This is a genomic window from Seminibacterium arietis (genome assembly GCF_042675725.1).
Classification (GTDB): Bacteria; Pseudomonadota; Gammaproteobacteria; order Enterobacterales; family Pasteurellaceae; genus Seminibacterium; species Seminibacterium arietis.
Genome location: NZ_JBHTJN010000008.1, coordinates 13,826 through 28,487, shown reverse-complemented (window position 1 = coordinate 28,487; position 14,662 = coordinate 13,826). Strand labels below are relative to the sequence as shown.

The following is a 14,662-nucleotide window of genomic DNA, read 5'->3' as shown; positions in this document are numbered from 1 at the left end:
TTCTATATTCCTATTTATATTCATCAATGCAATGTGCTTGCACTTCTGCACCATGAGAGTTAATTGTCGCCCATTGCGGATAAGCACCAGTAAGATCCGAAGTCGCTATACCTAATCGAACAGCTTGATCGACGATAATTCGTGCAACATCAAAATGTCGCTGTAAAGGGTAATTTTCTAGCTGTTCTTTTAATACTAAACTTAGGTTGATTGGTTGATTATTTTCTCGATAATTAATTAATAATGTTTGCATATGTTCAATAATTTGCTCGTGCAAATCTGCTAAGTTTTCGTATTGTAGCTCTTCTGGTAATTCGCCAAGTGCATCTTCTTCACGGAGAATCTGCTCTTCATCTCGCAAGTCAATGAGCCTTTCTGTCTGTGCAACCCATAAATACCAAGGGGAATCAAAGTAATGATGTACAGATTGACGTAAACGACGAGAAAACACTCTATTTTTATCCATATCAATAGCAGTACGAATAAATTTATGTACATGGCGATCATAACTTATCCATAAATCGATTGCTTGTTGCCCCCAATTAATAATGCGATCTAATTTAGCTTGCAAATCAGCAATAAGTTGCTCAATAAAAAATAGTTTTTGATTTCCGATCACACAATCTTGAATTCGTAACAATTGAGCTTGCAATTTATCTCCCGCAGCATTTAGCATATCTTGTAATTCACGTAAATTTGCTGAAGTTTCATCAAGTAATTTTTCACAACTATTAATCGCAGCTTGCCAGTCTTTAGTTAATAGATTTGCAATTTCAGTTTTAGTGATTTGTTGATTTTCATCCATAGCACGTTGTGAAAAATCAATACTATCAAAAATTTCAGCAACCGAATATTTTAACGGAGCAAATACATTACGTCGCCAATGATGTTCGTCCCCGCCCTCTTCAGCTGCTTCTGATGCTCTTTGGATCTCATCAGCCACAATAGAAAGTTGAACTGAAAGGCGTAAAGCAGAAAATTCACGTTGACGTACATAATAATCAGATACACCAACGCCTAAGGGCGTTAAGCGATAAATTGATAACCCCTCAGTAAACTCACTAGTAAAACGATTTAAAAATCGTTGTTTCACAAGTTCGTTGATAGCATTATTTGCACGAATAGCAAGGGTGTCTTGAGATTGTTCAAAGGCAGCAGAAACATAACGGAAAAGATCTACTAAATCGGCTTCTAGCATTTCTCCGTCTAAACGTTCATTATTGTAAACAGCGATAGCAAGTAAAAAAGATAGGCGTTCGGAAGACAAGTTTAAAAAAAACTCACGTTCTTTTGTCCAAGAAACTAATTCATGAATTGTATGTGATGAGTCAAGCATCCTGTTTTCTCATAAGCAAATCAAAATTAATGTTGATTATACCGAAGTTTATTCTTTCATAATAGTATGAAGATCGACGTTTCTCTGCTATAGAGATATTTATTTTAAATTTTTGGATTACCTTTTTTCAATCAACAAGAACGTATAATAGAATTTGAAAGAGCAATAAAAAATTGGATTAATAAAATCTAACAGATATTCGTTCTTGAGATTGAGGAAAATATAAAAATTACTTAGATAAAACTTGATGGTCATCAGTGTCTAATTGAGATAATTTTTGATATTCTCTTTAATCTTTACTATGTTCTGTAAATTAATCTACCCTATTTTTAGTGTAATAGCATAAGATTTTTATTGGAAAAAATCTAATTAGGCCTTACTATACGCTCAATATTTTAGGGCTAAATACAATGATGATGAAAACGATAATCGCACAAACAGAAAAAGAAAAGAAACAAAGTTATCATTTTAATAAATTACAAAAAAGGTTGCGACGTAATGTCGGCAATGCTATTGCAGATTTTAATATGATTGAACAAGGTGATAAAGTGATGGTATGCCTATCAGGTGGAAAAGATAGCTATACTTTATTAGATATTTTATTAAATTTACGCCTTAATGCTCCTATCCATTTTGATATAGTAGCCGTTAATTTAGATCAAAAACAACCTAATTTTCCTGCTCATATTCTACCTAACTATTTGAAATCTATTGGTGTTGACTATAAGATTGTCGAAGAAAATACTTATGGCATTGTCAAAGAGAAAATTCCTGAGGGTAAAACTACTTGCTCTCTTTGCTCTCGTTTGCGTAGAGGGATTTTATATCGCACGGCTACCGAATTAGGAGCAACAAAAATTGCTTTAGGTCATCATCGTGATGATATGTTAGAAACATTATTTTTAAATATGTTTTATGGCGGTAAGTTAAAGTCAATGCCACCAAAACTAGTAAGTGACGACGGAAAACAAATTGTTATTCGCCCTTTAGTGTATTGTAAAGAAAAAGAGATTGAAAAATATGCTATAGCAAAAGATTTCCCTATTATCCCTTGCAATTTATGTGGTTCACAGCCAAATTTACAACGTCAAGTAGTAAAAGAGATGTTGCGGAAATGGGATCGTCAATATCCAGGAAGAATAGAAACTATGTTCAGTGCATTACAAAATGTTGTTCCTTCTCATTTATGCGACGCAACGTTATTTGATTTTAAATCGATTAGAAAAGATCAAATGATGGATGGTATTGAGGGCGATATTGCTTTTGATAAATTAGAGTTTGATTCAGTACCGACTAATCAAGAAGAAACTCCATTCGATTTTACTGAGAATGATCTCATTCAGATTCGAGAAGTAAAATAGGCGAAAATTTTAGCATTATTTTTCAAAAGTGCGGTGAAATTATTTGAAGATTTTCATTAAAATTTGACCGCACTTACTAGTAGATTAGATTCGTCTGGCTTGCCAATAAACTTTTTTCCAGTAAGGGCTAGTTAAAGGTGAATAGATCACCCCACCTTTAGTTGAAGCATGAAGAAATAATCCATCTTTAACATAGATTCCAACATGATACCCAAAAGGTCCTCTTCCTGTTTTAAAGAAAACTAAATCACCCGTTTGGATATTTTCTTTATTGACTCGTTGCCCATATTTTGCTTGTTCTAAAGTTGTTCTTGGTAACTTAATTGCAAAACGATCATAAAAAGTTTTTTGTACAAATCCAGAACAATCAATACCTTTTCGACTTGTCCCACCTAATACATAAGGCGTACCAGCCCAATCGTATTGCTGTTCATTTAACAACGCAATTGCAATGATAGGATCGTCTAATTGCCCTTTATACTTTATTGTTGAATCACTCAACGAAGCTGTATGAGAACAACCAACTATAGATCCTATAAAAATGAGGATAAAAATTGTTCTGATTGAAATCATCATAACAAAATATAAAAGAGCTATTTGTTACTACAAATAGCTCTTTTAACTAGCTCTTAATTTTTGTTTTTTCAACTCTAGCACGTAATTTTTGTCCTGGTTTAAACGCAACGACTCGACGTGCGGAAACTGGTACACTTTCGCCAGTTTTAGGGTTTCGACCTGGACGAGATGATTTCTCACGTAGCTCAAAATTACCAAATCCTGATAATTTTACATCTTCTCCATTTTCTAATGCTAGACGAATATCTTCAAAAAAACCTTCAACTAAATCTTTAGCATCTTGTTTATTTACATCTAATTTTTCGATTAAGTTGTCTGCAAGTTCTAATTTGGTAAGTGTCATAATTTACTCTCTCAAATAAGCATTAAGATCTTTTTCTAATTTGGATAATACAACAGAAATGACGGTATTAATATCTTTTTCTTCAAGCGTTTTCTCAGTATCTTGAATTGTCAAACTAACAGCTAAACTTTTTTTCCCAGCTGGTAAATTATCGCCTTGATAAACATCAAATAAATCAACATTTACGAGTTGTTTGCCACCCGCATGACGACATATGTTAATCACTTCTTCTGCGGCAATGGAGCAATCTAACACAACAGCAATATCTCGCTTATTAGCAGGAAAACGAGAAATATCTTTTGCATTCGGAACATGACGTTGTGAAATTGCAGACCATAGAACTTCAAATACGATTGGCTTTCCCGATAATCCTAATTTTTGCACAACTTTTGGATGTACAGTACCAATAAAACCAATTTCCTGCCCATCAAGCAGGATTGCAGCAGACTGTCCTGGATGTAAAGCTGGATATGATTTTGCAATAAAACTCAACTTGTTTGTTACATTTGTTAATGATAAGACACGTTCAAGATCCCCTTTAAGATCAAAGAAATCAACAGGCGTACCTTTAAATTCCCAGTGTATTGGATATTTATCACCAACAATTACCCCACCAATCACCATTTCTTGACGAACACCGTTTTCAGCTTCGCTATCAACAATAAAACGTAAACCTGTTTCAAATAGACGAATACGATTCTGCTGACGATTTTGGTTATACATGACAGTATTTAATAATCCTGTCAACAATGATACTCGCATTGCCGACATTTCACTAGAAATCGGATTTGGTAAAATTAATGCTTCTTGTTCTGGATGTAATAGCTGCTGAATTTGTGGATCAACAAAACTATAAGATACGATTTCCTGATAGTCGCTATCTACAAATGCAGTGCGAACTCGACTTAAATCTAGAGCCGACTCTGAAGATTTTTTCATTTGTAAATGTGCAAGCGGGGCACTATTTGGAATATTATTGTAACCATAGATGCGAGCAACTTCTTCAATTAAATCTTCCTCAATTTCAATATCGAAACGCCAGCTCGCAGAGGTTACAATCCATGAATCTTGTTGATAGTCTACAATAAAGCCAAGGCGAGTTAGAATCTCAGTAACTGCTTCAGTTTCAATGTGATGACCAAGTAAATGATCTAATTTGTTACGGCGTAATTTTATTATATTAACTTTTGGTAAATCCACCGCACTTACTACTTCGCAAATTTCACCAGCTTCACCACCGCAAATTTCTAATAAAAGTGCTGTTGCTCTTTCCATTGCTTGACGTTGCAATTCAAAATCGACACCACGCTCAAAACGGTGAGATGACTCAGTGTGTAAACCATATTGTCGTGCTTTACCTGCAATCGCAAGTGGTGCAAAAAATGCAGCTTCTAAAATGACATCTTTAGTTTCACTATTTACTCCGCTAGCTTCACCACCAAAGATTCCAGCCATAGCAAGAGGGGCTTTTTGATCAGCAATCACTAACGTATTACTTTGTAACTCGGCTGTCGTGCCATCTAGTAATACTAGTTTTTCCCCTTCTTTTGCAAATCGTACTTGAAACGGTTGCACTACTTTTTCCGCATCAAAAGCATGCATTGGTTGTCCTAGCTCTAGCAAAATATAGTTAGTAACATCAACTACTGGGTCAACTGAACGAATACCACAACGGCGTAATTTTTCTTTTAGCCATATTGGTGTACTGGTCTTTATATTGATATTTTTTAATGTACGCAATAAATAACGAGGGCAAGCTTGCGGAGCAAGTACTTCGATAGTTGGTTTATCCGTAATAGTTACATTTACTGATTCAAAGTGCGGTGGATTTATGGCTAATTTATTTGCCACACCAATTTCACGAGCAATACCCGAGATACTCAAACAATCTGCACGGTTTGGTGTTAAGCTAATTTCAATACTGTTATCATCTAAATTTAAATAACGGCGTAGATCTTCACCAATTGGAGCATCTTGCGGTAGCTCAATAATGCCATTATGCTCATCTGAAATGCCCAATTCACTGAACGAACAAAGCATGCCTTCTGAAGGTTGCCCACGTAATTTAGTTTTTTTAATTTTAAAGTTACCAGGTAAAACTACCCCCTCAATAGCACAGGCTACTTTTAATCCTAAACGACAGTTTGGAGCTCCACATACTATATCTAATAAGCGTTCTGTACCAATGTTTACTTTTGTTACACGTAATTTATCAGCATCAGGATGTTGATTACATTCTACCACTTCGCCTATAACAACTCCGTTGAATGCTCCCGCCACAGAATCGACCGAATCGACTTCTAAACCAAGCATGGTAATTTGTTCACATAATTGTTCTGTACTAATTGTGGGATTAACCCATTCTCGCACCCATAATTCACTGAATTTCATATTATTTCTCTACTCTAATTACCATTATTTAAATTGCTTCAAGAAGCGTAAATCATTTTCAAAAAAAGCCCGTAAATCTGTGACATTGTAACGAAGCATGGTTAAACGTTCAACGCCCATCCCTACTGCAAAACCTGAATATTGTTCAGGATCAATACCTACGTTTCGCAACACGTTTGGATGAATGACACCGCAGCCCAACACTTCTAGCCATTTACCATTTTTCCCCATAACATCGACTTCGGCGGAAGGTTCAGTAAAGGGAAAATAAGATGGACGAAACCGCACTTGTAAATCTTCTTCAAAAAAAGCTCGAAGAAAATCATGCAATAGTCCTTTTAACTCTGTAAAATTTGCTTTTTTATCCACATAAAGCAATTCAATCTGATGAAACATAGGTGTGTGAGTTTGATCATAGTCATTACGATAAACACGACCAGGTGCCATAATACGAATTGGCGGTTGCATTTTTTCCATTGTACGAATTTGAACACCTGAAGTCTGTGTTCTTAATAAACGTTGAGCATCAAACCAGAAGGTATCATGATCAGCTCTAGCTGGATGATGTGCAGGGATATTTAAAGCATCAAAATTATAATAATCTGTTTCTACTTCAGGACCAGTTTCTACTGTAAAACCAAGCGTGGAAAAAAATTTTACTACACGTTCAATTGTCATAGTAACAGGATGTAAACCGCCTAATTCAGATTTACGACCTGGCAAACTTACGTCAATACTTTCTTTTGCAAGTTGTGCATTTAATGCAGATTCTTCCCATTGGGATTTTTTGCAATTTAATAATTCAAGGACTTGCTGTCTAGCTTGATTAATTTTTGCTCCAATAGCTGGACGTTCTTCAGGAGAAACATTGCGTAGACCTTGCATCAACTGTGTGAAATGACCTTTTTTACCAAAAAAAGCCACTCGTACATCATCAAGTGCCTGTAAGTCTCCTTCTGTTAATTCAGCAATGGCTTTAGCTGCCTGTTCAGTTATCTCTTTAAGGTGTTGCATACCTATCCTCTATGACGATTAAATAATCAAATTATATTTTACGAATACTCCGTCAATGATAATACTAACTTGTTAAAAAATCACGTTTTTATTATCAAATTTTGTCATTATCTCAAATTTAACAGAATCAACCTGTTGAAATTTAGTTTATTTAAACTATTTTGTAATTCTCTTTACTATCATCTATATTTGTCACAAAATCGATAAAAAGTGCTAGAATCGAACAAAATAATCATAAAAACAAGCTATCATTAAAAGTGCGGTGATTAAATGAACCTTTCAATTGAACAAATTATTGCTTATATTTTTCCAGTAATAATGTGGATTTTAACAATTACAATTACCATAAGACTCATTGTAAAAAAACAATCTGTATCAGCAACAATATCTTGGCTAATGATTATTTATCTTATTCCTGTTGTTGGTATTATCGCTTATTTAGTTTTTGGTGAAATTAATTTAGGTACAAAACGAGCTAAAGCTTTCAAACGCCTACATCCTAAATTTACGCAATGGTTTGATGAACTTGCACAGTGTCATAATTTAATCAGAAGTCATCACACTTTAAATTATAGTCCTTTGTTTGATTTAGCTCGCAATCGATTGAATATTCCTTGTGTACTTGGAAATGAATTACAAATCTTTGCTACTCCTGATAGCATCATTCAAAGTATTATCAATGATATAGATCAAGCAAATCAGTCAATTAATATGGTTTTTTATATTTGGTCTGATGGTGGTTTAATTGATCATGTACAACAAGCCTTAATTCGAGCGGCAAAAAGAGGAATTAATGTTCGTATAGTATTAGATAGTGTGGGAAGCCATCGTTTTTTAAAAAGTCAAAGCCGACTATTAATGGAAAGGCATGGCGTAAAAATTATTGAAACATTACATGTAAATCTATTACGCATGTTTTTTAGTCGAATTGATCTACGTCAGCATCGTAAAATTATTGTGATCGATAATCAAATTGCTTACACTGGAAGCATGAACATGGTTGATCCTAAGATTTTCAAGAAAAACAGTAAATTAGGTGAATGGGTTGATATTATGGTAAGAATTAAAGGACCTGTTTCTTCTATTTTTAATAGCCTGCATGCTTGGGATTGGGAAATTGAAACTAACGAGGAGCTACCTTTAGAACTGCCACCTTGCCCTATTATGGCAGTTGATCAGCCTAACTGTCATGCGGTACAAATTTTAGCTACAGGACCAGGGTTTCCTGATGACTTAGTAACTCAAGCTTTATCTCTTGCTATTTTTTCTGCCCAAAAGAGCATTACTATTACTTCTCCATATTTTGTACCTAGCCATAACATTGCAGAAGCATTGAGAATCGCAGCATTAAGAGGAGTTCAAGTTACTTTGATTTTGCCGAAGAGAAATGACTCACTCATGGTTAATTGGGCAAGTCGAACTTTTTTTGACGAACTCTTAACTGCTGGAGTAAAAATTTACAAATTTGAACAGGGATTATTACATACAAAAAGTGTATTAATTGATGAATGTTTATCATTAGTGGGTACTGTAAATATGGATATGCGTAGTTTTCTACTTAATTTTGAGGTAACTATGGTTGTAGAAGATATTGAATTTGCAAATAAAATTAAATTATTACAACAAAGTTATATCAGCAAATCTTCTCCTTTAGCATTAGATACTTGGAAAAAACGTCCTGTTTATCACCGCCTTTGGGAACGATTGTTCTTCTTGTTTAGTCCATTATTATGATTGTCATACATAAATCAAGGGCGATTACGCCCTTTAAAATATAAAATTGATTTAAACGACTGGTTATAATAACTGCAAAAAATCGCTCACAGTATAAAATGAACCAAAAACTAGGATAATGTCATTTTTATGTGAATTATTCACCACTGTTTGAAAAACAGAAAAAATATTATCGTCACTTTGTGCTGAGAGAAAATGATTTTCTGATTCGGCAACTTGTTTCAGCAAATTTAATAAATCATTTCCCGATTGCCCTCTAGATCCCTGTAAACCAATGCAATACCAATCGTCTATTATAGAAAGTAAAGGCGATAATATTCCTTTTGCATCTTTATCCTTTAGAATGCCACAAATAGCGAAAATTTTACCTCTAGTCTGAATTTTAAGTGCGGTTAATTTTTCAGCTAAATAACGAGCCGCATGAGGATTGTGTCCTACATCAATAATAATTGAAGGTAAATTTTCTACTGCAATATTCAATTTTTTAGCTATATTACTTAATTGAGTTAATTTTATTTTTTGAAAACGACCTGTCAGCTCTACTTGTTGTAAAGCCCGCACTATTTGTGATTTAAATATAGAGAAAGGCAATTGTTGTACTACAGCTAGAGCCGTTGCTGCATTCGCAAGGGGGATTTGCGGAATTGGTAGATTTTCTAACCGCACTTTTCCTTGCTGCCAACACCAAGTTTCGTTTACTTGTTTAAATGTCCATTCAATATCGCGACAAATTAACTGACAGTTTTGAATTTTACCCTGTTCAAAGATACTATTGGGAATATTTGGTTCACCGATAATAGCCATTTTATGCTGACGAAAAATACCTGCTTTTTCAAAACCAATAGTTTCACGATCGTCACCTAAAAAATCTGTATGATCAATATCAATCGAAGTGATTACCGCAATATCGTTATCAACAATATTAGTTGCATCAAGTCGACCACCTAATCCGACTTCTAGAATGACCACATCCAGCTTTGCTTGTTTAAATAAATACAAGGCAGACAAAGTAGAAAACTCAAAGTAAGTTAGTGAATGAGTTTTATTTTTATTAATAAAATCAAATGATTGACAATGTAATTCATCTGCTAATTGCTGATTTTGAATCCGTACACGCTCTGCGTAATGTAACAAATGAGGAGAGGAGTAAACGCCTACTCTTAAGTTTGCTTCAAGTAAAATCATTTCAAGTAAACGACAAGTTGTGCCTTTCCCATTTGTTCCACCTACCGTAATAATAAAAGGGGCTGGATGCAACAAGTCTAACTGTTCTGCTACAGATTTTACTCGCTCAAGTCCTAAATCAATAGTTTTAACATGAGCATTTTCTAAATAAGAAAGCCACTCTGAAAGTGGCGAAGTGGCTTGTAATTGATGTACTTTATTGTTCATTTTCAGCTATATCTTCTAGTAATTCAGGCTCAACAAAAGGTGATGGCTTATTAGAAAGTTTACTTAATAAAGAGGCTAACGTTTCTCTCATGTCCGCACGTCTTACAATCATATCAATTGCCCCTTTTTCTAGTAAAAATTCACTACGTTGAAAACCCTCTGGTAATTTTTCTCGCACAGTTTGTTCAATAACACGAGGTCCTGCAAAGCCTATCAATGCTTTTGGCTCAGCAATATTAATATCTCCCAGCATTGCAAAACTAGCGGATACTCCACCTAGAGTTGGATCCGTTAAAACAGAAATAAAAGGAATTCCTTTTTCACGCATTTTAGCTAATACTGCACTTGTTTTTGCCATTTGCATTAGTGAAATTAATGCTTCCTGCATTCGTGCACCACCACTAGCAGAAAAACAGACAAAAGAACAATTTTCAGCGATAGCTTTTTCTGCAGATTGTACAAATTTTGCCCCTGTTACAGCACCCATAGAGCCACCCATAAAATTAAAGTTTGAAGCAGCTACAACAATTGGCATGCCATATAATGTACCAGACATTGAAATTAACGCATCTTTCTCCCCTGTTTCTTTTTGTGCAGCAACAAGTCGATCTTTATATTTCTTTAGATCTTTAAACTTCAAAATATCTTTAGGCTCTAAATCAGCAGCTATTTCTTGTGTACTACCTTTATCTAACAAGGCTAACAAACGTACTCTAGCATCAATTCGCATGTGATGATCACATTTTGGACAAACTTCTAAATTACGTGTTAATTCATCACGATACAACACTTGCTCACAAGAAGTGCATTTGGTCCATACACCTTCAGGTACATTAGCTTTACGAGAACTTGAAGATGTAGTTTTACTAAAAATTTTATCAATCCAACTCATGGTTAACCTTTTTTGCTAACGAGAATAATCTCAGTATTAGACCATAATTTAGCATAATATGCTAGTAATAACAGTCTATTGTGATTTAAAGTTATTGTTCTAAAAATAACGGACCTAATTGATTTTTAGGCAATGCAAAATGATCAGGATAATGTACATCAACTAAATATAACCCTGTTGCTTTTGCCGTTGGTGCTGCCAAAGTGCGGTCTTTTTGTGCTAATAACCAAGAAATCCATTCTATCGGTTGATTTTTACATCCCACTTCAAGCAAACTTCCTACAATATTACGTACCATATGATGAACAAAAGCATTTGCTTGAATATCTACGATAATGTAATTTCCTTGTCGAAAAACATTTAAATGATGAATATTTCTCCAAGGTGTATTTGATTGACATTGTGCTGCTCGAAACGATGAAAAATCATGCTCCCCGAGTAATGCTTGTGCTGCTTGATGCATTAAAGAATGATCTAATTCACCATGATAATGAGTAAGCCCAGAAGCTAAAATTGCAGGACGTAATTTATGGTTATAAATGATATAGCGATAACGACGAGCCGTAGCACTAAAGCGAGCATGAAAATCATCATCAACAATTTTTGCCCAACGTACTGCGATATCATTAGGTAAATTAGCATTAATTCCAAAACTCCATGCTTTTTCTAAACGAACAGCTGTAGTATCAAAATGCACTACCTGTCCTGTAGCATGTACACCAGCGTCTGTTCGCCCAGCACAAAATATGGGGCATTCTTCATTTGCTACAAAAGCAACCGCACTTTCTAGTTTTTCTTGAACGCTTTCTACACTTGCTTGACGCTGCCAACCAAAATAGGATTCGCCGTTATATTCAATACCTAATGCTATTTTCATTTTTTTACCTTTAAAATTTCGCCCACATTATAGAAAAACATTATTAATAATAAAATAAATAGAACGACTATCAGCGATATTTTGTTATAAGCTAATATACTCTAGTGTCACATTTTCTACTAAATAAGCTAGCAAGTCTTCAGCCATTGCTCGATAAGATAAACTCATCGGATGTTCTATCAAAACAGCTCTTTCAATATTTTCAACTTCATTACCACTTAAAAGCAAATAATTTAATGCTGTTTGCAAAGCTGGTAAAGAAGGATTAAACGCTGCATTCTCAGCATAACTACCTTGAAAAATTCGTTTATCTTGGAGTTGCAGAGCAATTCCTGAAAAACTATTAGAATAAGGTGCATGAGATCGATTTGCTGCTTCAAGAGCTGCTTGAATAACAGGATCTTCTGTGGAAAAACGCAATCCATTCTCTTTTTTATCAAATAAACGATTATCAATATCTAAATTTTGAGGACCAAAAGAATCTGGTAAATATTGATGTAAGGAATTGTTTTGGCTGTGTGGTAAATGAATTTTTAAAGTCTCTGCACTATTCAATTCATTCATAAATTGACGACAATGACCGCAAGGCGTGTAATTCACTGTAATATCAGTAAGTTTAGTTTCCCCCCTAATCCATGCATGAGAAATTGCACTTTGTTCTGCGTGAATTGTTTGTTGTATATTAGTTGCACAAAACTCTTGATTTGCACCAAAATAGAAATTACCACTTTCGCCTCTTGCAATAGCACCAACATTAAAATGAGAAACTCCTGTATTAGCATAACAAGCACTAATTGGTAACGAGATTAAAGCAAACTCTTTATCCGTTAAATGATATTTTGCACAAAAATGATTTACTACAAAGTGCGGTAAAAATCCCTCAAAATGTCGTTCTCCTAATATATACCATAAATCCTGAGCTAACTGTCTATTCTCAATTTTATTAACAGCTTGTTTAATACGCTCCGACATATGTTGTAATGAATTATTTTTCATAGCGTCATCCCTCTAAAATAAACTCATTTGTTTTTCATTCGTTGTTTCTGGTAAATGAACATGCAAACCGATTAAGCGAATTTCTCGTCCTGCACTACGTTGCCAAATGCTTCTTAATAAATAGATAAAATTTTCTTGATTCAATTCCACCGCACTTTTTTCTAAAGTAGTTATTTTGAAATCATCGAACTTCAATTTTATACCTATTCTACGAATATTTTCCAGTGGAATATAAGGACAACTATGGCGAATGCGTGTTAATAGGTTGAAATAAAGTGTCTTAACAATTTCAATACCTTTATCAAGTGCGGTAATATTTTTTAATAAAGTGATTTCTACTCCAACTGATTTGCGTTTTCTATGAGGTTGCACTTGCCTATTATCCTTACCTTGACTAAACAACCAGATTCGCTGCCCTATTTTACCGAACTTGTTTAACAATAAGGATTGCTCTATTTGTTGCACATCAGCACAAGTATGTAGCCCCATTTGTGATAAACGTTGCGTTGTCACTTTTCCAATGCCTGGAATATGACACAATGGTAAATTTTGAATAAATTCAGTAACTTCTTCTGGTTTAATTACAAATTGACCATTAGGTTTATTTATATCTGAAGCAACTTTAGCTAAAAATTTCAGCGGTGCAATACCTGCTGAAGCGGTCAATCCTGTTTCAGCAGAAATAGCTTGCCGAATAGCTTGTGCAATCCATGTTGCTGAGCCATAACAAAAAGAACAATCTGTTACGTCTAAATAAGCTTCATCTAAAGAAATTGCTTCAACTAATTCAGTATAGCGATAAAAAATAGACTGTATATGTTGAGAAACTTCTTTATACAGAGGCATATTTACAGGCAATAGAACTAAATTAGGGCAAAGTTTAAAAGCTTGGGCTGTCGGCATAGCACTACGTAATCCATATTGTCGAGCAATATAATTACAAGTGCTTAGAACACCTCGATGAGATACCATTCCTCCTACAGCAACAGGCTGATGCTGCAAACTGGGATTATTCCTAATTTCAATGGAAGCATAAAAGCAATCCATATCAATATGGATAATTTTTCGACATTCTTTATCAGTCATATAAGTGCGGTCAAAATACAAAAATTATATTGACCTCAATTTAACATAATAAACTGTATAAATAAACAGTATATTATTGATAAAAAAGCAGAGATAAACTCTGCCAAAATTGAATAACTAAACCAAGGAAAAAGAATATTACTCTACAATTGGAATAATTTTCGTAGCGTGAGAACCTTTCTCACCATGTACAGCTTCAAAATTAACTTTTTGACCAGTTTTTAATGAACGGTAACCGTCCATTTCAATCGCTGAATAATGAGCAAAAATATCTGTCTCACTTCCCTCAGCACAAATAAAACCGAATCCTTTTGCATTGTTGAACCATTTTACTACACCAACTTCCATTTTTTACTCCTATGGATTAGTGTCTTTGATAGACAAATTTTAATTCCAATAAGACTACTGCCTTACCACCTAAGATTCGTCAACAATTATTCATGAATTTATCTTCTTTAGCTAGAGCCAATATTCAAAAATTCAACATAGATCACAAAATTTCATTAATTTTTTGTTTACATTGTGAATTTTGTTGTCGCAATTCTTTTGCTACTAACGCAATTGCTTCTCCACTACTCATTCCTTGAGACATCAATTGTTGAATTTTTTCTACCGCACTTTGTTGCTGTTCGTGAGTTAAATTAAGTAAATCGTTCATTTTATT

General features: G+C 34.3%; 14 protein-coding genes. 2 read left to right on the top strand and 12 right to left on the bottom strand.

Features of this window, described 5'->3' with window-relative positions; genetic code table 11:
- Window positions 1–10: 10 nt before the first annotated feature.
- Entirely contained in the window at window positions 11–1,336 is a 1,326-nt protein-coding gene (mukF, locus tag ACFQ02_RS02770) for a chromosome partition protein MukF (RefSeq protein WP_380819023.1), read from the bottom strand.
- A gap of 413 nt (window positions 1,337–1,749) precedes the next feature.
- Between mukF and ttcA the strand changes: the two genes are divergently transcribed.
- The gene (gene ttcA / locus ACFQ02_RS02765) at window positions 1,750–2,697 is read left to right on the top strand and encodes a tRNA 2-thiocytidine(32) synthetase TtcA (protein WP_380819577.1); all 948 of its coding nucleotides are present in this window, start codon (window positions 1,750–1,752) and stop codon (window positions 2,695–2,697) included.
- An 84-nt stretch (window positions 2,698–2,781) separates the two neighbouring features.
- On the opposite strand, the gene ACFQ02_RS02760 is transcribed toward ttcA, so the two are convergent.
- Genes ACFQ02_RS02760 through pheS form a run of 4 tightly spaced genes read right to left on the bottom strand, consistent with a single transcriptional unit; the run spans window position 2,782 to window position 7,021 of the window.
- The gene (locus ACFQ02_RS02760) at window positions 2,782–3,273 is read right to left on the bottom strand and encodes a C40 family peptidase (protein WP_380819020.1); all 492 of its coding nucleotides are present in this window, start codon (window positions 3,271–3,273) and stop codon (window positions 2,782–2,784) included.
- Between the two features lie 46 nt (window positions 3,274–3,319).
- Window positions 3,320–3,616 carry an integration host factor subunit alpha gene (locus tag ACFQ02_RS02755; RefSeq protein WP_380819017.1) on the bottom strand — a complete coding sequence of 99 codons (297 nt, stop codon included), beginning with the start codon at window positions 3,614–3,616 and terminating at the stop codon, window positions 3,320–3,322.
- A 3-nt stretch (window positions 3,617–3,619) separates the two neighbouring features.
- Window positions 3,620–6,007, bottom strand: a complete 2,388-nt coding sequence (gene pheT / locus ACFQ02_RS02750; RefSeq protein WP_380819014.1) for a phenylalanine--tRNA ligase subunit beta — start codon at window positions 6,005–6,007, stop codon at window positions 3,620–3,622.
- A gap of 24 nt (window positions 6,008–6,031) precedes the next feature.
- The gene (gene pheS, locus ACFQ02_RS02745) at window positions 6,032–7,021 is read right to left on the bottom strand and encodes a phenylalanine--tRNA ligase subunit alpha (protein WP_380819010.1); all 990 of its coding nucleotides are present in this window, start codon (window positions 7,019–7,021) and stop codon (window positions 6,032–6,034) included.
- A gap of 270 nt (window positions 7,022–7,291) precedes the next feature.
- On the opposite strand from pheS, the gene cls reads away from it, so the two are divergent.
- Entirely contained in the window at window positions 7,292–8,755 is a 1,464-nt protein-coding gene (gene cls / locus ACFQ02_RS02740; protein WP_380819007.1) for a cardiolipin synthase, read from the top strand.
- A 63-nt stretch (window positions 8,756–8,818) separates the two neighbouring features.
- On the opposite strand, the gene folC is transcribed toward cls, so the two are convergent.
- From folC to ACFQ02_RS02705, 7 genes are all read right to left on the bottom strand, one after another.
- The gene (gene folC / locus ACFQ02_RS02735; RefSeq protein ID WP_380819004.1) at window positions 8,819–10,147 is read right to left on the bottom strand and encodes a bifunctional tetrahydrofolate synthase/dihydrofolate synthase; all 1,329 of its coding nucleotides are present in this window, start codon (window positions 10,145–10,147) and stop codon (window positions 8,819–8,821) included.
- Window positions 10,137–11,039, bottom strand: a complete 903-nt coding sequence (gene accD / locus ACFQ02_RS02730; RefSeq protein ID WP_380818998.1) for an acetyl-CoA carboxylase, carboxyltransferase subunit beta — start codon at window positions 11,037–11,039, stop codon at window positions 10,137–10,139. The genes folC and accD overlap by 11 nt, the downstream gene beginning before the upstream one ends.
- A gap of 91 nt (window positions 11,040–11,130) precedes the next feature.
- The gene (gene truA / locus ACFQ02_RS02725; RefSeq protein ID WP_380818990.1) at window positions 11,131–11,916 is read right to left on the bottom strand and encodes a tRNA pseudouridine(38-40) synthase TruA; all 786 of its coding nucleotides are present in this window, start codon (window positions 11,914–11,916) and stop codon (window positions 11,131–11,133) included.
- An 84-nt stretch (window positions 11,917–12,000) separates the two neighbouring features.
- The gene (cdd, locus tag ACFQ02_RS02720) at window positions 12,001–12,912 is read right to left on the bottom strand and encodes a cytidine deaminase (protein ID WP_380818986.1); all 912 of its coding nucleotides are present in this window, start codon (window positions 12,910–12,912) and stop codon (window positions 12,001–12,003) included.
- Window positions 12,913–12,924: 12 nt separating this feature from the next.
- A complete protein-coding gene (gene dinB, locus ACFQ02_RS02715) occupies window positions 12,925–13,998 on the bottom strand; it encodes a DNA polymerase IV (protein WP_380818983.1) in 1,074 nt (357 codons plus the stop codon).
- A 138-nt stretch (window positions 13,999–14,136) separates the two neighbouring features.
- A complete protein-coding gene (cspD, locus tag ACFQ02_RS02710; RefSeq protein WP_380818979.1) occupies window positions 14,137–14,346 on the bottom strand; it encodes a cold shock domain-containing protein CspD in 210 nt (69 codons plus the stop codon).
- 142 nt (window positions 14,347–14,488) lie between these two features.
- Complete coding sequence (locus tag ACFQ02_RS02705) at window positions 14,489–14,656, bottom strand: YoaH family protein (protein ID WP_380818977.1); 168 nt, start codon at window positions 14,654–14,656, stop codon at window positions 14,489–14,491.
- Window positions 14,657–14,662 lie beyond the last annotated feature (6 nt).